Below are 21882 nucleotides of genomic sequence, written 5' to 3' on the forward strand. Positions count from 1 at the left end.
TTCATTAATGTGTAATGAATTCATATTAGTTCAACTATAATCGTGGACAAAAAAAGTTAGGGCCAAGGATTCCTTTTCTACCAGTAAATGAAACAGACAGCTCCAATCCTCCTTTACTTCCCGTAGCCCTGTTTAAGTTCGATGTATTAAAATCATAACTCAATCCAAACACCATATTATTGAGGTGTAACCCAAAAAAAGCAATAGCAGAATCATCCACTCTATAATTAGAACCAAAAAGGAGGTCAGAATCAGGATTAAGCATAAATTGTGCATATGCACCTGCAGAAATTTCGCGCGCATTACCTTGTTTCATATACAAAGCATTCGGGGTAATATCAAAAGAATCCGAGATTCTAACCCTTGCACCACCATGTGTAGCATAGCGTATAGGCATCCGAATACTATTTCCCAAAAACTTATCTATCGGCCGGGTTAAATGGCCCGCCATTGCCCCAGCAAAAACATTCACATCCTGATCTGGATTACCATCAAAATACATCACTCCAACATTTACATCCGGAACAAGGGTATTGCTTGAAGAGAAGGACTCGCTAAGACCTAAGCCAGGATCATACCCGGTTACAGGATTGTACTGGCTACCCAATGTAATTTTTGAAGGATCAAAACTCTTGTTTAAAATACCAGCCTGCAATCCAAAATTGACCATATTTAATCCTTGCCTTCCGAAGTGAATCCGGTATGCACCCGAAACCAATGCGCTTAAATGATTGTAACTGATATCACCAGCATTTTGATTAAGCACCATTGCACCAAAAGCCAGGTTTTTAACCGGGGCCATATCAAAGGATGCGCCCCCGGTTAAAAATGAGTTAGAGATAGCGCCCCATTGTTGTTTAGCATTTAATGAAACTCTATATGCTCCATCAGTAACTCCGGTTAAGGCTGGGTTTAACCATAGTGGGTGAGCATAATATTGTGAAAAGTGAGGGTCAATTTGTGCGGATCCTTTTAACGCACCCAAACTTAAAAATGCTCCTATTATTAGGGTTCTAATTAGTTTCTTCATAACAATTCTATTTTTCATTATCATCGGATACATTTTTATCTCAATAGTGTTATTGTTCCTTTTTTAGTTGCTTTTGTGCCGTCATTAAAGTCAGCGTCCAGATAATACACGTATACTCCATTTGGTTGTAAAGTGCCCTTATAAGTACCGTCCCAACCATTCTGAATGGATAATGATTCGTACAAGAATTGTCCCCATTGGTTGTACACACGCAGTTTTAATTTAGCAATGGTATTTCCGTAGACATACAGGATATCATTTTTACCATCGTTATTTGGCGTAAATGTGTTCGGAATAAACATCTCGTTGCCCAAAGGATTCTCAGCCTTTCCGGTAAAGGTGGTTGCATCGCTTAGCTGACAATCCAGTTGACCTTTTGCCCTTACCCGTATCGTCACTTGCTGGTCTGGGTTTAAGCCCGCAATCAGGTGTGAAGTTCCAGCCGGCCCCGAACTTGGAGCCGTCCATGTTAAGCCTGCATCTGTAGAAACCTCGTAGGCCGTAGCTCCAGGTACCGCAATCCAGGCAAAGTTGATACTAGTTGCTGTTGCAACCTGTACAGATACCACCGGTGCAGCAAGCTTAGTTAATACTGTAATGGTTACCCCAGTGCGTGTACTACTTGAACAACCGCTGAGCAAATTAATACTACCTACATAGTAAGTTGTTGTTGCAGACAATGCTGGTACAGTAAAGCTATTTCCTTCTGCTAGTGATGCACCACCAGTTTGAACGTTAAACCATGCATATTTAACTGCAGGATCTGGGTTATTAACCGTCAACACCGTCGTACTACCTGGACATACCGGACTACCAGCGCCCGAAACTGTTGCAGGAGGATTTGGAAGTGCGCCTGCATTGACAACTACTGGTGTACGCGATGAGCTTGTACAGTTTCCTGATTTAGCTTCTACATAATAAGTTGTAGTGGTAGCAGTGGCTGGCAGTGTAGTAAACGTCGTTCCAGAACCTAATATAGTAGTACTAAGCGCTGTAGCATACCAATTGTAAGTAACACCGGCTACCGCATTGGATACGGATAAAGTAGCCCCACTTCCAATACAAGTATTTACAGTGCCCAAAGGTACCGAAGGTGCCTGTGGCCTATTTGTTACGACAACGGTTATTTTAACCATACCATTAACACTACCACAATTTGACGCGTTGGTAGCCTTTAGATAGTAATCAACATTCCCATTAAGTGGATCAGTGGTATACGAAATACCGGTATGCAATAAAGTTCCATTCGATGCAGCAGTATACCATTCGTAAGTAACTCCAGCTTGCGGATTTTGAACGGTTAATATCACAGCATCACCAGAACAAGCTGTTGGATTTGCTGGACCAATGATTGGTACATTTGGCACTGGATTAACCGTTACCGTCACCACTTTAGCCGAACCAGGTACATTTTCACAAACCCCATCCCCGCTCACCGTAACGTAATACCTGGTAGTCGTAGTCAAAATAGGTGTAATTACATTTGCCCCCCTAAAGGCTACATCGGTCAATGCGGCATCACGGTACCAGGTAAATACAGCGTTATTTACAGTACCACTGCTTACAGTAAGAGATGCCGTTTGTCCCGAGCAAATGGTTTGATCAGCTGAAATGATATCCTTAACCTCTCCATTTCGAGTTACAGTAACTGTAACTACTTTTGCTGAGGCCATATCATTGGCACAAACACCAGTTCCGCTAACCGTTACATAATATTTGGTGGTTAGGGTAAGCGCAGGCGTAGTAAAGGTCGGTCCTTCAAATGCAAGATCAGTTAGCGAAGCATCGCGATACCATTTAAATACGGGTAAAAGCACTGCGCTGCTTGCGTTAAGTATTGCTGTAGTTCCCGAGCAAATGGTTTTATCTGCAAGGGTAATATCTGAAGCCAGGCCATTTCGATTTACCGTTACCGTTACTACTTTAGCATTTGCGGGATCATTCGCGCAAACATCAGTTCCACTTACGGTAACATAGTATTTGGTGGTAGCCGTTAATGCTGATGTAGTAAATGTACTGCTTCTTGCAGCCAGATCAGTGAGGGCAGCATTGCGATACCAGCTAAATACTGGATTGTTTATCGCGCTTGTAACGGTCAAAACTACCGCAGTACCTGAACAAGTAGCTTTATCGGCCGCAATAATGTCGGCTTCTATAGCGTTGCGATTTACTGTAACCGTAACAATTTTAGCAGAAGCAGCGGTGTTTGCACAAGTACCATCACCACTTACAGTTACGTAATACTTAGTGGTTGTAGTAAGTGCATCTGTAGTAAACGAAGCTCCTACAAAAGGTACATCGGTTAATGCCTGAGTTTTGTACCATCTAAATACCGGAGTAGTTACTGTTGTACTGGCTGCATTTAAAGTAGCGGTAGAACCTGCACAGATGGCTTTATCTGCTACTACAATATCTGATGCTACCGAATTCTTATTTACCGTTACGGTAACAATTTTAGCGGATGAAGCATCATTAGCACAGGTATTTGGTCCATTTACAATGACGTAGTATTTGGTGGTTACCGTTAACGCATCGGTAGTAAAGCTAGCCCCATCAAACGGAACATCCTTTAAAGCCGGATCCTTATACCATTTAAATGTAGCACCAGTAACAGTTGGAGCAGTTGCTACTAATATTGCTGTATTACCCGAACAAATGGTTTGATCACTAACAATAATATCAGTTGCCAATGCATTAGGCCTAACAATAAGCGTAATTTTTAATCTGGCTGAGTTAGTACAGCTATTTGCATTAACGGCTTCAACAAAATAGTCATAAGTACCCACGGCTAAATTTGCTGAACTGAGGTAATCCTTATTATTTGCTACCAATTGGTTTCCGCCAACCGCAGCATCAAACCAGTTAAATGCTACCCCATTTACAGCTTGTACGCTTAAAGTAACAGGTGTATTGATACAAGTCGTTACCGGACTAAGCACATCCGCAACAGGAGTCAATGGCAAAGGCAATATGGTCACCACTACTTTTACCCTTTTGCTTTCACATCCATTTCTTGCGGCAGTAACAAAGAAATCATAAGTACCCGCAGTCAATGTTGTAGGCGTTGAGTAGGTGTTGCCATCCGCCATGAATGTAGTTCCCTGGTACCATTTATAGGTTACGTTAGGCTGAGGATTGGTGACAGACAATACTGCCGCCGATCCCTGACACGCAGCTGCAGATGGCGCCAATACATTTGGAGCAATCATTATACGCTGCGCATAATTCACGTCTATGGAGGTAAAGGCCCCTAAAAGTCCTGAATTTAATTTTACTTCAATAGCATCAAATGGCAAGGTTGGCACAAAAGTTAACAAAGCCTGAGAACCATTACTCAAAAGTTGAAGATTGATCGATGAATTGGAAATCACGGTTGCATCACCATTACTCGTCCCATTATTATAAGATGTAAGCTCAAGTGATGGTAAAATTGCCAATGAAAGTATTTTACTTGGCGAAGTAAGCAATACCCTAACAGTATCACCTACATTAGATAAACCGTTAAAACCTAAACGTTGGTAAACAGATCCCGCTAAGCCAACTGGTATCACCAGAGATGATGCCGTTGCTGCATCCTGATCAATCGCCAATCCTGAATTGTATACATCAGTAAGCAGTACTATGCCAGTAGTTCCCTTAGTTTGTGCACTTGCACCTTCGCAAGGAACAGGTGATACAGGTCCATCAAAAGCCGTTACAGTAACCAACGCTCTTGTTGGGGCGCTACAGCCCGAAGGCGCTGTAGCTTCAACATAATAAGTTTTCGAACCCGCCACCAGTTGAGCATCTGCGATAAAGGTTGTACCGGTAAACAACGGTATCAAGCCTCCGGGAGTATCGTACCATTTAAATGTAACACCGGCAGTGCTGGATGTTGCAGTTAAAACAGCTTGCACCCCAACCCTTACTGTAACAGAAGGCGGAGTAATCACTGGTATATCTAATGACCCAACATTAATCGTCGCTGTTGCTCTGTCAGAAGCTACATTACAACTATTTACAGCTTCTACAGAATAAGTTGTTGTTGCCAAAACAGCAGGTATCGTTAACGACGTCCCATCCTGGGCAAGGTAGGTATTAGTACTATTGTACCATTTATAAGTGAGGCCAGTAATTGGATTTTTAACCTTCAAAATCACAGTATTACCAGCACAGGTATTTACAATCGGTGTTTCTAATTCTGGTGTCGCAGGTTTAGGGTTTACACTTATATTAATTAAAGTTTTGTAGCTTTCACATCCTGAAGCATTAGCCGCTGAGACATAATACTTGGTATTTACCGTAAGATTAGGTGTGTTATAAGGATTTCCTGTAAAAACAAGGGCTCCTGTTCCATCATACCATTTATAGGTAAGTCCTACTTGAGGATTAAGCACTGATAAGGCTAATGGTTGTGTTGCACAACCAGCAACATTCGCCGAGGCTACTTCTGGTGCTTTGGTAATACGTTGTGCATAGTTTAAATCAACCGTTGTGAGCGCTGTTGCCACGCCGGCATTTAAGCGGACTTCTACCTGATCAAATGGAGTGGCCGGAACAAAAGTGAGTAGGGCCTCTGTATTTCCACTTAATAATTGCATATCTACCAAATTATTGGTCAATAACAATGGATCATTATTACTTACACCATTATTATAAGTAGTCAGCGTAATTCCCCCTAAAAGTCCTAATGAAAGTAATTTACCTGGTGTCGACAATTGAACACGTACGGTATCACCTGTATGTGAAAGTCCAGTGAACGCAGCACGCTGATAAACTGAGCCTCCCAGTAAACCTACCGGCAGTACTAATGATGATCCTGTTTTAGTGTCGGCATCAACGGCAAGTTCAGGGTTAAATACCCCTGCCAATAGCCCAAGACCGTCCACCCCGTTCGTTTGGGTTACAGCCCCTTCACATGGTACCGGATTCGGTAGCCCATTATTATCTACATTAATGGTAACCTGCACACGGCTAGAAGCTGCACAACCAGTTACAGTCGACGCAGCTTCAAGGTAATAGGTAGTTGTAACCATTAATGGAGCGGTTACGTATGTAGGGCCGGTGTGCAAAGGTGTAGTATTAGTTGCTGAACTGTACCAGTGAAATATAATATTGGCTTCAGGTGATGACGCATTAAGTATCGCTGTTTGTCCCGGACTTACCGTTGTAGCCGAGGCCTGAACTTGTGGCAAAGCCGGAAGTGGGTTTACAGTAACCACTGCCATAGTACGAGTTGCACTTGAACAGCTTCCAATAGCAGCTTCGACATAATAGGTAGTTGTAGCATTTAATATACCCGCGTTAAATACTGGTCCTTCAAATACTGGTGTTCCTCCTACTTCTAAGGTGTACCATTTGTAAGTTGCTCCTATCAGGGGATTGCTAACAGACAATACGGCTGCCGACCCAGCGCATACTGCGTCTGAATTTGCCAATACCGGAGCATCAGGTGGAGTAGTTACAATAACCGTAACTGGTACCCTGTCTGTATTTGCACAACCATTTTTACTCACTTCAATATAAAAAGTAGTGTTTACTGTTAAGATTGTAGGGGTTGTAAAGGTTGCTCCTGTAGCAAGTGCAGTACCTCCTGATGATGAAGCAAACCATTTTAATGTGGTACCACCATTTGCAGTTGCATTTAAGGTAGTCGCGCTGCCGGCACAAATTGTTCTGCCAGTAGCAGAAACCGTTGGATTAGGATAAACGATCTCTGCCCCGTAAATACTTAAATTACTCAAGGCAGAAACCAAAGCCCCAAAGCGTATCTCGACACGATCATATACCCCGCCTGCGACGAAGGTCGCTTTAAATCGGTTTCCTGTTAGTAACTGAAGACTAATTTGTGTTTCATTTAAAGCATGTGCAGTACCAACCATGGTATTGCCATTAAATAAAGTAATCGTAATATTTCCTAATACGGCCACATCAGTTAGACCTACCGGTGTAGCGATATCTAAACGAACACTGTCAGTAGCCGTACCTGGAGCAGCAAATATTAATCGTTGATAACCTGATGCACCAGCACCAACCACCAAATTAATTTTAGTAAAAGTATTTGGATCTGCATCTGTTGAAGCGCCCGGATCAACCACTCCGCATAGGAGACAAATACCATCAACACCAGATTGCTGACTAGTAGCAGCATTACACTTAGCGTTTACTGGTAAATTGGTTACTGTAACTTTAACCTCGGATCTAGTTGCGCTCACACAACCTAATGCACTTTCTGTTTCCACAAAATAGCTGGTGGTAGCAGCTAAAGCCGGTGTAGTATAGTTGGTTCCTGTGAAGAATGCCGCGCCCCCTGTTGCTGCTGTATACCATTTTACAATACTACCACCAGTTGAACTAACCAATAGCGTTGCAGTCTGACCTGTACTGATATTCTCATTTGCAGTAATTACAGTAGCAGGGTCTGGAGCGGCATTAATCGTTACATTTACAGCTGTCCGACTGCTTACAGCAGTGCCAGAAATAGCTTCTACATAAAAAGTTGTGCTGGAATTTAAAGGACCTGTAGTATAAGTTGTACCTGTAAATAACGGTGTATTTCCCGTAGGGCCATACCAGTTATAATTAACCCCCGTTTGTGGACTGGATACAGATAATGTTGCTGGAGTTCCACTACAAGTAGTTACTCCATTTACAATAGGAGCACTTACCCCCACAACGATGGTGTAATCTGTAGTTGTGCTCAGATTATTTATATCTTTTGCCGTTACAGTTACCGTAAAAGTACCACCGGATAATGGTGTTCCTTTAATTTCTCGGGTAACAGGATCAAAGTTTACCCCGGGAGGCGTACCAATTGCCGTATAAGTATATGGAGATGTACCTCCACTAACAGCAGGCAAAACCTGAGTTGGATAAACCGTACCCACCAATCCATTTGGCAAGATAGCCGATGGAAGTGTAAGTTCTCCGTTTACTTTTATCGTGTAAGTTTGATTGGCAACCGTCCCATCCGCATCAGTTACCTTCACAGTTGCAATATAGGAGCCCGAAGCCGTTGGCGTTCCTGAAACCTGAAGTGTTGCAGGGTTAAATGTTAAGCCCGGAGGAAAGTTGCTACCTAGATAAGTGTAAGGCCCTACTCCGCCTGTAGCACCAGTAAGCGTTTGAGTCGCATAAGCAACACCCACTGTTCCATCTGGCAATGACTTCGTCGGTAGTAACAATGGATCTTTTACCAGAATGCTATAATTAGCTATCGTTGTTTTTCCTTCCGTGTCGGCAACAGTAATCTGGATCGGGTATGTTCCCGCTTGGGAGGTCGGTGTACCTTTTATTTCGCGGGTAATCGGATCGAATGTTAATCCAGTAGGCAATACTCCAGTTGTTATACTATAGGTATAAGCACCACTTCCACCAGTAGCCGATGGGATCGTTTGAGTTGGATAGACTACATTCACTGTTCCATTCGAAAGTGGCACCGTAGCCAATACCAATGGATCTCTTACCACTATCGTATATTTTTGTATAATGGTATTTCCGTTTACATCGGTAACCGTTACAGGAATCTCATAAGTGCCTTTTACTGTAGGTGTGCCTGATATTACCCTCGTTAACGGATCAAAGTTTAACCCTGGAGGCAAAGAGCCCACAGGAGCCGCATAAGTATATGGACCTGTTCCACCAGTAGCTGCTGGAATTGTTTGTGGTGGGTAAGGTATGTCAACCGTTCCATTAGGCAATAACTTTGTATCAATAGACAAAGCAACGTTTACCGTTAAGCTAAAAGCGGCAGTTGCCAGGCAACCTTTACTATCTGTTGCGGTAATAGAGAATGGGAAAACACCCGAAGCTGTTGGGGTCCCCGCTATAGCGCCACTGGTAGCCAATGTTAAACCGGCTGGCAGCGGGGTACTACCTTGTGCCAAGGCATAAGTAAATGCAGGTGTTCCACCGGTAGCGGCAGTGATCTGCTTAAAGTAAGGTGTAGTTAGCGTTGCATTACTCAATACCGTGGTTACAAAATTTACCTGCGGATTTACAGTCACCACTACCGGCACCCTTACTGATTCTTCGGTACAGCCAATGGTTCTTGCAGCAACATAGTAAGTTTTACTAGCCGTTAATGCAGGAGTGGTGTAAGAACCGTCAGCATTTGGAGTCAACAAATTACCAGCTATAGGGTCATCGTACCATCGTAATTCATTTGTAGGTAATGTTGTTGCTTTTAAATTAGCAGCTGTCCCATAGCAAGCTGTAACGGCATTCGATGCGGGATCTACAAACGTTGGACGTGCCGCCGAACGTGTAACGGAGTATAATTTAAAAGTTTGCGTTAAACCAACCGCTGCGAATGAAGAAAAAGTCACTTTTACTCTATCAAATTCAACTCCCGGTGCAAAAGGAATCGGAACAGGAACTCCGGTCTTCAACAGACCTAATAAATCCAAATTCAGCGTAGTATTTAAGTTGTTCTCGTAAACCGACGTTGAGCCCTTATAAGCCGTTAGCTTAATATTGTTTGAGAGTCCCACATCCAACAACGCTTTATCGGCTTGAATTTTTACATTAAACTCGTCTGTAGTCTTAGAAAGGGTTTCAAAATAAATCACCTGACTGACCTCGGATCCTAACCCCACAACACCCAGACTTAATTGAGAGAAATTAGTTTTATCAGCATCAATGACCCTTTCCATATTAGTTACTCCGGCCTGGCCCAGCTTCAAAGCGTCTAATGTTATACCACTCCCCTCGAAAGAGGTGGCAAAGCCCTGTGCACATGGATCAGTACCCTCACCATGAAAAGCATAATAAACATCTGTATAACTGCTGGCACCAAGCCCCAAAATAGCTTTGGTAAAATCTTTTACATAAACGCGATCATAAGGCATTTGAGGCGTAATGGCAATATAGAAATAGCCATTAACATCTTTGATAATTTTGACATTATCTGTAGCAAATGGGTTAGAACTATTTGCAGAAATCACATTATTACCACTCCCCGTTCCCATTCTGGCCCCAGCTTGAAAATACCGGTCTCCAAGTACAACTGTTCCAACCACATCAGCTAGTAAATTACCCAAACTACCTCCTAGCAACGAATTTAAGAGATCAGGATTATTTACATTGATTCGAATATAAGCCGTTTTGCCTGCAGCAACGGTAGTTGGAAACTTTAGTTCCAACTCTCCTTGATAAGCACCAATATCAAGGGCTACGCCAGCACTGGAGTTTACCCTTGCAAAACTAGTTTCACTATTATTTTTCGCATTGTCAGGATTAGTTACAGTAACCGCATTAAAGCATGGTCCAAGCCCCAGAAAACCACAACCCACTACCGACGATTGTGCATTAGGGCTGGCCACCACATTATCCGCATAAATCCTAGTCTGGCTATACGATTTAGAAGTTATGAGCGTTATACTAAGAAAACTAACGAAGAAGAGATACTTTTTCAGCAGGTTAAATAAGGTAGAGGTCCTTTTCATAGGAGAGTGATTGAGATGAATTATGTTTACTGTGTACAATTGTAGATATACGTCCCCTTTTTGCCTCTATTCGTCTTGTTCATTTAAAGCAGGGTGAAGGCTTCATTGCGTTCATTTTGTTCATTATATGAATAAACAGCTCCATCTTTCGTCAAAAAAACATCACTAAAGCCCTGTTGGATAGGTTTTTGAAGTATTCATTTTTTTTATTCTTCTTTTTTCCGAAAATAAAAGCCTGTTCATTATTCTTATTATTGCGTTATATTCGTTTTGTTATATTTTTAACGCTCACTTATAAAGTGTATGGATGAAACATCTATCTTAAATGAACTTAAAGGTTTAATTCTAATCAAAACAGGAATTAGGACAGCGACACCTGCTGATTGCAAAAGGATATCGATTGAAATCAGTAGAGCATTGAATAAGCATGTCAGCGAAACAACCATTAAACGGTTATTTGGATTTGCTGCCGTCAAACACAACTTCTCAAAATTCACTATAGCTACGCTAACTGAATATGTTAGCGGAGAAATTTTAGACAGCTGGCCAATTGCGATTAGTCTTCAGCCCGGTGCCCCCCCTGCAACCTGGGGAGACATTAGATACAGGGTATCCAAAGTCAGCGATTTCACACTCAAGGGAATCAAAAATCGTGTGGGTATGCCCTATGAATTGACCATCAGTAGAAAATTTGCCGAACATGATTTTGAAGAGTTTCTTAAAAGTAGCTATAGCTTCACTGCATTCGTTTCACAACCAGGCTACGGAAAAACAATCTTAATGTGCCATCTGGCAGAAAAATTCTTCCATAACCCCAATACTGCTTTCTACGATTCCTCGATATTGTTTTTGCAGGCATATAACTTCTTTAATGCTGAAAATCCTAATCTAAATTTTGAGGATCAACTAAAAACCTTACTCAATATTCCCAAAAAAGAAAGTCTTATTAACTTCATTCAGGAGAACTACAAGAATACAAAGAGTAAGTTTGTTATTTTTATAGATGGTTTTTCAGAACTTACCCTTAAAAAGGATTTAAAGAAACAACTTTTTGATAGCCTCATCAATTTCATCTGTGCAATAGAAGACATTGAATGCATTAAATTGGTGATGAGCATGCGCTCTACTTATTGGATTCGCTTTTACGAATTGATCAGACATTCAGCTTATTTAAAATCGAAATGGTTTGCGGGTAACTACTTTAATGTAAGTGAGATTTCTAACGTTCCACCATTAACGGAAAAAGAAGTAGATCTGATTGTTTCTAAAATTGATGGCAAGGCGGTAACGGAAATCAACCCAAAACTCAAGGCCCAACTAAAATTACCATTCCATATCCAGCTGTATTATCAGTTAAAACAAGAAGACCCTTGTTTCAATTATTCTACAAACATCACTTTCCACGAACTGATTTCCAGGTTTATCCAAGAAAACATATACCGTTCCAACTATTATACAGAGAAAATCCTTTTCCTAAAAAAGGTAATTCAACTCACCGATTTTGGCAAAAATGGGGCGAATGTCCCGAAAGACAATCTGATTGCAGAATTATCAGCATTCAAGAACGCCTACATGGAACTCCTTTCCGATGGTATCTTGATAGAAGAAAAACAATATGAGGATTATCATCCGCGAGAATTTGTTCGTTTCATTCACGCGCATACATTTGAATATTTCCTGTTCATTGAGATTCTGGAAAAATTCAATTTACGAGTAGAGGAAGATTTTTTCCAATACATCCAGAATGAACATCAAAATAACAGCGCCCGCTTCCAACTGTTGCAATGGGCTATTCGCTTCATCATTAGAATAGGCGACTTAAAATCGCTCAGATATGTGTTTGATTTGCCACTAAACGATCTTGAACACAATTATTTAATCCTTTTTATTGCAGAAAACTTAAAGTACAGATCTAAATATAGCGCTGACACAAATCACCTCATTAAGGAACACAAGCTGCACGATAAAATTGTTGAGCAGCTGATCAACTTTGATTTTATAGACACAAGCTTCAAAGAAGCACTGGAAGTATTGGTTGAGATTTCGGATGCTGAGGAGCATACTTTAGTCTATCAATCGCTCCTTGCTGTTATGGATATACTGAGTCTGGATGAAGCCAGAATCAATGCGAGAATGGAAAAAATACAAGACCTGGGGCCATCAGACTGGGTGGTAGACCCTTTTGAAGTTATCCAACTCGTTCATGCAAAAATTACCAACAAGAACATTAGCAATAGCCAGCTTTCGGTTCAGATAGAAAACTTATCGTATCCATTTTTAAAGGACAGCAAAGCCCTCAATACTCAGCAGGGGATTGTTTACTTGATGGCGCTAGTACTCAATTTATTTTATGGGTCGGATCAAGGGGCAATTAAAATGATAAATACCATCATCAAATTACACCCGAAAGAATTTACCCGGAGATCTGCATTTACCATCTTTATCATGAATATGCTTGCCATATCGCGGTCGCGAATAACCCCTGGCAAGAAAACAGAACAATTGATCAGAATTCTTGGCGTTGTTCATGAAAACAAACACCGTTATAAAGTCACACAATATTCAGCAGCCATTTTAAAAATGGCACAAGCACATCAACTTAGAAATAGAGGCGAATATCTGCTAGCCCGCGATTATTGTGAGGGCTGTATAGATCTCTTTAAAACCCATCATTTAAATTACAACTGTATAGAAATGTACAATTTGCTAATCGCTATCTTTTCAGATTTAAACAGTATAGATAGAATTAATGAATGTAAATATGAACGACTTACGTTCATAGATGAGAACAAATTTTCCCGCAAAATTCTCCCCCTACCCAGAGAACACACCGACTTCAATCACCATTAAATAAGAAAGCCACTGATATTGCTATCAATGGCTTTCTTGTTCGCAAAACAATGCTTATTTCTTGTACTCAGCAGCTAATTTCAATGCATCATACGCATTTACAATACCACCAGTAATACATAGATCTGCAAAAGGAATAGTCTTCGTATCTGTTTCTGTTTTAACTTCTACAGACTGACCAACTTTAACTACTGATTTCATAATAATATCTTTTACCTGTACAGCAGTTAATTTAGGATAGTAAGAGCGAATCAATCCAGCTAAGCCTGCAACTACAGGAGAAGCCATACTTGTACCACTTAATTTTTCATATTTCGATCCAGGTACAGATGAGTTAATGTCTACACCAGGTGCAAAAACATCAACTTTCGTTTTACCATAGTTAGAAAAATTAGCTTTTATCTTACCATCATTTGTCCAGCTCGATGCGCCAACAGTAATCCATGAGCTAGCTTTACCACCGCCGATATAATCCGGATTCGGGAAGTTATTCTCTACTTCAAGATCTTTATTGTCATTACCTGCAGCATGAACAAGCAATACATCTTTAGCTACTGCATATTTAACCGCCTCATCAACGATTGCTTTATCCCATGAAAATCCTTTACCAAAACTCATGTTGATTACTTTAGCACCATTATCAGCAGCATAACGGATCGCGTTTGCAACATCTTTATCGCGCTCATCACCATTTGGCGTACACCTAACCCCCATAATAACCACATTATCGGCCACACCTTTGATACCTAAATCATTGTTGCGTACAGCGCCAATAATACCAGCAACATGAGATCCATGTCTGGCATCTGGTCCAGCTATATCATTGTTACCATAAAAACGTTCTTTGCTGTTATTAGGATCATCACCAACAATACCACGTGGATCATAATCAACATTCAGGTTATACTCAACCTGGTTTTTATAGTGGTCGTAACCCGGTACGATCTGAGTCTTATAAAAATCATCAAAACTGCTGTTTTTTAATTGAGCAAGCATGATACGTTGAATATTAGTTTCCATATCATTTTCAGGTTTAAAAGCCTGAAAATCTTCACGTGTAGGATTTTCTTTACCGATTTTCTTTACTACTGCATCAATTGCATTTTTGATTCCTCCAAAGCGCTCATATCCAGTTTTAGCCTCAGCTAACTCCTGATCCAATTCCGCTTTATTTTTTTGATAAGCTTCAAAAGCAGCTAGTTCATTTGCTTTTACTGAAGTAGCATCTGCATTGGCAAATTTAGCATTGTCTCTTCTCACCAAACGCGTCAACTCTAAGGTCTCATAATTAACAGAACCTTTTGATGAGCCTATAAAGTTCCAGCCATGGATATCATCGATGTAACCATTTTTGTCATCATCCTTGCCATTGCCAGCTTTTTCTTTTTTATTTACCCAAACAATAGGCTTTAAATCTTCATGTACGGCTTCTACTCCACCATCAAGAACTGCAACTATAACTGGTACTGATTTTTTACCTTTTAATAATTCATTATAAGCCTTTTCTGTGCTTATACCGAATGTAGAATCTGCTTTTAAATCTAGGTTCTGCCAGTTAGGTTTCTGAGCAAATGACATAAAAGGCATCGCTGCCAATAAAACCACTCCCATTCCACTACTACAGAAAAAATTCTTGTTAATCTTATTCATAGTTTTCAAAATTTTGACAAAGTTAACTAAATTTAGGACCTACGCGGTAACGTATTATAAGTCAATCTCACCTGAAAACAAAAAACCAGGACGAGTCCTGGTTTTAAAAATCATATGGATTCTTGGTTAACAAACCTATTTAGCTCACGATCGTATCGTCAGTTTCTCTGGCAATCACATCAGCAATGCTTGTTTGGGCAAGTACTTTTAAGGTAGCATCCCTTACATCAATAAATGTTTTTCTGATGCCACAAGTCACCTCATCATGACATTCATCACACTTACGGTAAAACTTTAAACTGGCACAAGGAACCATTGCTATTGGTCCATCAGTAATACGAAGTATATCTGCCAGATAAATATCTTTTGGATCTTTATTCAAGCTATATCCACCCCCTGCACCCTTCTTACTATATAAATAACCAGCATTACGCATATCAAGTAGAATTTGCTCCAGAAATTTCCGGGGTATCATCTCTTGTTCTGCCAACCGCACTATTTGCATAGGAGGGTTCTCCCTATTCTTGCCAAGAGCAACCAGTGCCTTTATTGCATATTTCGTTTTCTTAGACAGCATAACAGCAAAGCTAAGAAAAGATTTATGTATTTGTATAGATTTTCATTTCCGGCTATAAAGACGTTAATTCTTCTATAGTGAGCCCAGTAGTCCTGGAGATAATACTTAAAGAAACATTTTCGGCTTTTAATTTAATCGCCAGTTTTCTACGTTCCTCATCACGCCCCCTTCCGATTCCTATTTTAATACCGTCTTCAAGCCCCATCGTAAGCCCTTCCACACGGCCCTTTATAATCCCTCTATCGATGCCCTCACCAAGTCCTATTTCAATCCCCCTTTCAATCGCTTCCTCCCTCATAACGTCCATGACGCTATGGTCTTCCCCTCGCATTTTTAACTTTTCCCGAAATTCGCTCATCTCCTTTGGGCTTAAATTGCCAACTTCTGCAACCCGTACTTTTACAATAAATCTTTCAACCTTGTCAAAATCTGCCTTGTTGAATCTTTTTCCTGCTGTTTCTTCGCTCATGTTTTTCCTAATTTGTTTAAGCAAACCTCGTTAGATAATTAATGGTAAACCTTTAGTGATCTGAAATTTGGTTGAAAGCGCGGCATAAACCCATTAATACCAAATAAAACATTGTGGAGTATCAAAATATGACCTTCTTTCAAAATTAAAATAGTATCGTAAAAAGCCGAAAGGCAATTGGGAATCCTTCGGGAACCCTTGCTCAGGGCTAGGACAGGATAAGGAGTACCATAGGCCTATAGTAGGCTCCCTGGTTCAGTCCGCAACACATTGGGGAGGAACTCCACAACTTCGAACGCACAAAAACAAACCAATAAACTGAATATCAGTTATTTAAAAATAAAATCTAATTGTGGCATCATTCTGTACCTTACCTTATCGTAATTAATTAGAACACAATTTTAAATTTTATAATTATGAAAAAGATCATTTTATCAGCAGCGTTCCTGGCATTTGCAGGATTAGCTACAGTACAAGCAAGCGAAATCAAAGTTCCAGTTGTAATTAGCGCACAACAAGACAGTACTACAAAAACTCCGGTTGAATTGAAAGATCTTCCTGATGCCGTGAAAGCTACATTAAGTTCAGACAAATATAAAGAATGGATTCCAACAGCAGCATTCCTTGTTACAAAAGCAGACAAATCAGAGCATTATCTGATTGATGTTAAAAAAGGAGAAGAAACCGCCTCTTTAAAAATTGGTAAAGACGGCGTTGTTATAGAATAAGCACCTATATCCCTTAATTTATATAATATATTACCTCACAAAAGCCGGATTTCATCCGGCTTTTGTATTTTTGCTATTATCACAAGCGAATACCTATGGCAAAAATACTGATCATTGAAGACGATTCTACCTTCTCTCAAGTCTTAGAGGGCTTTCTTACAAAGCACGGCCATGAACCTCATGTTGTAAACGATGTAAAAAAAGCTTTTAAGATCACTGATCAACAAAATTTTGACCTCTTATTAATTGATTATCGTTTACCAGACGGTACCGGACTAGACGTTCTTTCTCATATATTGGAGAAAGGTTCTGCTCAGCCAGCAATCATCATGACCAGTTTTAACGATGTTAGAACAGCCGTAAAATCTATACAGCTCGGTGCCTTTGATTACATCACCAAGCCGGTTAACCCAGATGAGCTACTCATGCTCATAAAAAATGCATTGGGCAAAAAAGAAACTGCTAAATCAAGCAAATCAGTTGAACATACAGACGCTATAAAAGGCAAAAGCACAATTGCTGACAAACTTTACGAACACATTAATCTGGTAGCTCCTACGGATATGTCGGTGATTATACAAGGCGAAAGTGGTACCGGTAAAGAATATGCTGCACGTGCTTTACATACACAGAGTAAACGTGCCAACAAACCATTTGTGGCTATCGACTGTGGCGCGCTATCGAAAGATTTAGCAGCCAGCGAATTGTTTGGCCATGCAAAAGGGTCTTTCACAGGTGCTTTAACTGATAAAAAAGGTCAATTTGAAGCTGCTGACGGGGGGACTCTTTTTTTAGATGAAGTTGGAAATTTAAGTTATGAGGTTCAGGTTAAAATGCTTCGGGCGCTTCAGGAAAGGACCATACAGCCCCTAGGCAGCACCAAATCTATTAAAGTTGATGTAAGAATTATTACGGCAACCAATGATGATCTGAAAATGAGTGTAGCTAATGGTTCATTCAGAGAAGATCTTTACCACCGACTGAATGAATTTAAAATACAATTACCGGCATTGAGAAATAGAGGAAAGGATATAGAACTTTTCATCAATCACTTTATAAAACTATCTAATCAGGAGTTAAACAGGGATGTCAAAAACATTTCGGCTGAAGCCAAAACACTTTTACTTCAGTACGATTGGCCGGGAAATTTGCGGGAGCTTAAAAACGTAGTTAAGCGAATGGTTTTACTAACACCAACAGATACAGCAGAAGTTGAGGCCCTGCCAGAAGATATGATCATTTCCATTAATCAAGCACCAAAGTCTAGTGGTACAGATTTAAAAGCAATTAATGAAGTAAATGAAAAGGCAATGATTATGGAAACGCTAATTAAGGTTAAATACAATAAATCTAAAGCTGCAAAACTGCTCAATATAGACAGGAAAACGCTATACAGTAAAATGGAGCGTTATGATATAGAGTAAATGCTATGCTGAGGCCTTAACCTGTATCAACAGCTGATTTAACTGCTGCAACAAGCTTTCTATTTCGTGCTTTTTAAGCGGGTCTAAATCCTCATCCGCTCTAAGTTCCATTTCCATCAATCTAAATGCTGTAGCGAGCTTTTTTGCCCCTATCTGTGCGATTCTTCCAGCCAATCGATGGGTAAGCAATCGCAACCGCGGCTGATCAGCTTTATTCATCGCATCCCGTATTTCATCGCTATCGTTCAAACTGTCTTCCGAAAACCTGAAGAGTATCTTTTTTAACTGCTCTTCATCATCGAAAGTCATTTTCTTTAACGAAGTTAAATCCAGGTCAACGGATTCTATTTCTGTTTCCGCCCATTCTTCATCTACATCTTCAGTTATAGCCTGGTTATAAAACACCGATAAAAGCTCCGCTTCTTTAAACGGCTTCATCACCAAGCCGTCAAATCCATTATTTAAGAGCAAATCGCGCTCATCAGGCAATACCTGTGCGGTAATGGCATAGATCTTCACCGCATTGCCTACCTTTTCTCTTAACCTTCTGCAAAGTGTAATGCCATCCATTTCGGGCATGCGCATATCCATCAGCACATACTTAACCTTGTTATCCCAGGCTGCATTTAGCAATTGTGTGGGTGAGTTAAAGAACCGGGCGTCGATGCCATGATTTTGAAAAATGACGGCGCATAGATCAAGAATCAACTGGTCATCATCTATTACCCAAACTTTCCCCTTATAAGCCAGAGGCTCAACAAGCGCGCTTTCATATTCGGGTTCGCTGGCTATCTTAAGTGTGAGGTAAACCGTAAAAACACTGCCCTCTCCTTTCTTACTTTTCACATATACCCGGCCACCTTGTTGTTCAATCAATGATTTGATGATGGTTAAACCCAATCCAGCGCCGGATATATTTAATTCCTCATCAGGCAAAGTATTGACCTGTTCAAACTCATTAAATATCAGCTTACTTTCTTCCTCGGTTAATCCAACTCCGGTGTCTTTTACCATAAAGGTAAAATGAAGAAGCTCGCCCTGCCTTTTAAAAAATGCTGAAAGCGTGACCTCACCCTTCACCGTAAATTTTATGGCATTTCCCAAAAGATTATACAAAATCTGCTTCAACCTAAAAGGATCTCCATTTACGTATTTTATACCAGAAAGCTCAAATTCAGTAATCAGTTGGAGTGATTTGAGTTCGGCTTGGGTCCGCATCACCGAAACCACCTCATGAAGTAATTGTTCAATATCAAATGCTTTTTCTGAGAAGGTGAATTTGCCCGAAATGATGCGGTTATAATCCAAAACCTCATTTACAATCTGCAATAGGTGTTCTGAAGAGTGATAAATAGCATCAATATCTTTCCGTTGTGGCCGTTCTTGCTTCCGGATGATCTCGGAATAGCCAATAATGGATTGTAAGGGTGTTCGGATTTCGTGACTCATATTGGAGAGAAACCGTTGCTTGGCTCTTCCATGATATTCCGCTTCGTCTTTTGCCAATTCCAGTTCAGCCCTATACTTATTGCTTTTTGTAATATCTGTTAAAATGAAATAGAGCAACAATACGGTTAAAAAGAAAAAGACAAGCATAATGATGCTAATGGTACTGATGCCTGTATTTACCACATTTTTTGCCTGAATCCCGTTTAATTCAATTTGTGCAACCACCTCACTTTCTACCTTTCTTAATACATCAAGCATCTGGCTAACGAGCAAAGTATTTGCATCGGTTAAGAGCGCTTCCATGCTTAAGAAACTCTCGTTTTTAATCCGCTGCTCTTTCTCTATGATCTTTAAGGATTGCTCCAGATTTTTAGTCATTCGGGCTTCGGCAGACAAAGCAATGGTATCTCTTTTTACCTTTTCTTCGTTTACGATCTTAACCCCATTATCCTCATCATTGGTCTTTTTCCTGCCAAATATTTTACCAAAAAAGCTTTTAGGCCGCTCTTCTGTCGGGTATATCGTTGTTGTAGATGTTTTCTGTTCTGTAGCTACGATGGTACTATCGGTCTGTTCGGAACTTTTTGCTGCCAGCGCGCTCAGGCTTTTAACCTGTTGGGAGAAAGATTTATTATTAACCAGTCGCTCCCTTACTTTAAGGTAATTTATAAATTGCTTATCTCTTTCCCTTAAAAGTCTTTTGATGGTTAAAATTCGGGTTAGCTGGGTAGAGTCATTCGCATACAATCCGGCTAAGGTATCTAACACCAATCGCAATTGCCCAGACTCCTTAAACAGTTGGTTATAATTACCGGGATCGTTAAATGCTTGCTTTTTTTGCAGTTGATCAAGCGCGCCTATTTTTCGTGAAATGGCACTCACTACCCTTAACCGCTCACTTGGCGCAGTGATGTTCTCCACAGTAGTCAGCATTTCTTTAAAAGCCACCTTGCTTACCGCCCATGCCATAAACATGGCAAAACAAGCTAAGAGCAATGCAATTATGATTTTTCCTTTTATGGCTTTGAAGAAACGGCTTTGGGTTTTATTGCTCATCCTGATTGTTAACGATAAAACAGGAGCAAAAAGTGTGCTATAATTGGATACTTACAGAGAGCCCAATGATCTTACGGCCTTTAAAAAATCCCATGGTTTTTTGTTTGAAGTATCTTTTGCTTCGGCGATCAGCATTTTTGCAAGCTGAGTGATCCGGGCTTCATTTTCACTAACGGTCCTATCGCCCAGTGCGATTAACCTTTCAATATTTGCAGGACTTGCGGCATCCAGTCCCTCCTTAATACTTTCCAAACTGTCCGGCTCTATACGAATGTAGTTTTCTGAGTGCCCAATAGAATTGAACAGCTGTTTCAGGAAGAAATCACTGGTTTCGGCTACGCCACTCATCATAATGTCTAGTATTGCAGGTACAATAGCCATCGCACTGCTTTTCTTAAAATGGTCGTAATCATAAGATCTTCTAGAACGACCGGTACCCAGTGAGACTAAAGAAATATCATTGATCCGAGTTTGGTTAAAAGCCCTGGTTACTTCAATCAGGCCACTTAAAGCTGGGTTTGTAGCAAATACTCCACCATCAAGTAGTGGGTAACGTACATTGGCCAGTGAGTGGATCTCTGCTACACTAAAATAAGTGGGTGCAGCTGAGGTAGCGCGACAAACATCTCTTAAGTAAAAATCACGGATATTGCCTCTTGAGATTGCGTTCTGTTGTCTAAAAAAATGGGTTTTCCTAAGTTCAATATTATAGGCACTGATGATGCATGGTTTGATGAGCTGGCTCAGTTTTTTCTCGCCAAAATAGTTCTTCAGTACACCTTCGAAAATCATACTATTGTAACGTTCTCCGGCAAGCCCAAGTTTAGCCCGGATGCGTTTAAAGAAACTCATTTTAAAGATTTCATTCCCATGCTCCAAGTATAGATCTAACGCTGCTCTGGCAGAAAACCGGGGTCTTGTCGGATTCTCCTCTGCAGGGCATAACAGCAGGCAGGTCAATATACCTCCAGTACTGGTGCCTGCAAAAAAGTCAAAATAATCGACGATAGCAGCATCTGGATTTTTACTCTCTAGTTTCAGCCTTTCTTCAAGCGCAACCAAAACCATTCCCGGAATAATTCCTCTTATTCCCCCACCATCAATAGAAAGGATTTTCTTCATAATAAAACTAAGGCTTGCAGGTAAATATAGGTTTTCTGCCAGAATAGTTGAATACTTAGTCATATTAATTTAATACAGAATACCGATTTTTAACAACCATTT

General features: G+C 40.5%; 10 protein-coding genes. 3 read left to right on the forward strand and 7 right to left on the reverse strand.

The window, feature by feature from the left end; translation table 11 throughout:
- Positions 1-34: 34 nt before the first annotated feature.
- Positions 35-1030, reverse strand: coding sequence for a PorP/SprF family type IX secretion system membrane protein (locus EZ444_RS20840; protein WP_225874796.1), 996 nt, complete (start codon positions 1028-1030; stop codon positions 35-37).
- Between the two features lie 35 nt (positions 1031-1065).
- A complete protein-coding gene (locus EZ444_RS20845; protein WP_131611088.1) occupies positions 1066-10455 on the reverse strand; it encodes an Ig-like domain-containing protein in 9390 nt (3129 codons plus the stop codon).
- Positions 10456-10758: 303 nt separating this feature from the next.
- Between EZ444_RS20845 and EZ444_RS20850 the strand changes: the two genes are divergently transcribed.
- Complete coding sequence (locus EZ444_RS20850; protein ID WP_205945317.1) at positions 10759-13305, forward strand: NACHT domain-containing protein; 2547 nt, start codon at positions 10759-10761, stop codon at positions 13303-13305.
- A gap of 54 nt (positions 13306-13359) precedes the next feature.
- On the opposite strand, the gene EZ444_RS20855 is transcribed toward EZ444_RS20850, so the two are convergent.
- The 3 genes from EZ444_RS20855 to EZ444_RS20865 all read right to left on the reverse strand — a co-directional run bounded on the left by EZ444_RS20855 (position 13360) and on the right by EZ444_RS20865 (position 16001).
- Entirely contained in the window at positions 13360-14955 is a 1596-nt protein-coding gene (locus EZ444_RS20855) for a S8 family peptidase (RefSeq protein ID WP_131611089.1), read from the reverse strand.
- A gap of 139 nt (positions 14956-15094) precedes the next feature.
- On the reverse strand, positions 15095-15532 hold the full coding sequence (locus tag EZ444_RS20860; RefSeq protein WP_090782695.1) for an RrF2 family transcriptional regulator: 438 nt from the start codon (positions 15530-15532) through the stop codon (positions 15095-15097).
- Between the two features lie 52 nt (positions 15533-15584).
- Positions 15585-16001 carry a hypothetical protein gene (locus tag EZ444_RS20865; RefSeq protein ID WP_131611090.1) on the reverse strand — a complete coding sequence of 139 codons (417 nt, stop codon included), beginning with the start codon at positions 15999-16001 and terminating at the stop codon, positions 15585-15587.
- A gap of 416 nt (positions 16002-16417) precedes the next feature.
- Here EZ444_RS20865 and EZ444_RS20870 point away from each other — a divergent pair, with 416 nt between their 5' ends.
- Both EZ444_RS20870 and EZ444_RS20875 read left to right on the forward strand, forming a co-directional pair.
- The gene (locus EZ444_RS20870; protein WP_131611091.1) at positions 16418-16729 is read left to right on the forward strand and encodes a hypothetical protein; all 312 of its coding nucleotides are present in this window, start codon (positions 16418-16420) and stop codon (positions 16727-16729) included.
- Positions 16730-16824: 95 nt separating this feature from the next.
- A complete protein-coding gene (locus EZ444_RS20875) occupies positions 16825-18153 on the forward strand; it encodes a sigma-54-dependent transcriptional regulator (protein ID WP_131611092.1) in 1329 nt (442 codons plus the stop codon).
- A 3-nt stretch (positions 18154-18156) separates the two neighbouring features.
- Here the strand turns inward: EZ444_RS20875 and EZ444_RS20880 are convergent, their stop codons facing one another.
- Together EZ444_RS20880 and EZ444_RS20885 are read right to left on the reverse strand one after the other, a co-directional pair.
- Positions 18157-20658 (reverse strand): ATP-binding protein, encoded by a 2502-nt coding sequence (locus EZ444_RS20880; RefSeq protein WP_131611093.1) that lies wholly within the window; start codon positions 20656-20658, stop codon positions 18157-18159.
- A 51-nt stretch (positions 20659-20709) separates the two neighbouring features.
- Positions 20710-21843 carry a patatin-like phospholipase family protein gene (locus EZ444_RS20885; RefSeq protein WP_225874797.1) on the reverse strand — a complete coding sequence of 378 codons (1134 nt, stop codon included), beginning with the start codon at positions 21841-21843 and terminating at the stop codon, positions 20710-20712.
- Between the last annotated feature and the right edge of the window lie 39 nt (positions 21844-21882).

This window comes from Pedobacter hiemivivus (assembly GCF_004331685.1).
GTDB classification, from domain to species: domain Bacteria; phylum Bacteroidota; class Bacteroidia; order Sphingobacteriales; family Sphingobacteriaceae; genus Pedobacter; species Pedobacter hiemivivus.

Excerpts from the sequence above, each read along its gene's own strand:
- EZ444_RS20840 (WP_225874796.1), bottom strand. The coding sequence starts at position 1,030 with ATGAAGAAACTAATTAGAACCCTAATAATAGGAGCATTTTTAAGTTTG.
- EZ444_RS20865 (WP_131611090.1), bottom strand. The coding sequence starts at position 16,001 with ATGAGCGAAGAAACAGCAGGAAAAAGATTCAACAAGGCAGATTTTGAC.
- EZ444_RS20885 (WP_225874797.1), bottom strand. The coding sequence starts at position 21,843 with ATGACTAAGTATTCAACTATTCTGGCAGAAAACCTATATTTACCTGCA.
- EZ444_RS20875 (WP_131611092.1), top strand. The coding sequence starts at position 16,825 with ATGGCAAAAATACTGATCATTGAAGACGATTCTACCTTCTCTCAAGTC.
- EZ444_RS20880 (WP_131611093.1), bottom strand. The coding sequence starts at position 20,658 with ATGAGCAATAAAACCCAAAGCCGTTTCTTCAAAGCCATAAAAGGAAAA.
- EZ444_RS20850 (WP_205945317.1), top strand. The coding sequence starts at position 10,759 with ATGGATGAAACATCTATCTTAAATGAACTTAAAGGTTTAATTCTAATC.
- EZ444_RS20855 (WP_131611089.1), bottom strand. The coding sequence starts at position 14,955 with ATGAATAAGATTAACAAGAATTTTTTCTGTAGTAGTGGAATGGGAGTG.
- EZ444_RS20870 (WP_131611091.1), top strand. The coding sequence starts at position 16,418 with ATGAAAAAGATCATTTTATCAGCAGCGTTCCTGGCATTTGCAGGATTA.
- EZ444_RS20860 (WP_090782695.1), bottom strand. The coding sequence starts at position 15,532 with ATGCTGTCTAAGAAAACGAAATATGCAATAAAGGCACTGGTTGCTCTT.
- EZ444_RS20845 (WP_131611088.1), bottom strand. The coding sequence starts at position 10,455 with ATGAAAAGGACCTCTACCTTATTTAACCTGCTGAAAAAGTATCTCTTC.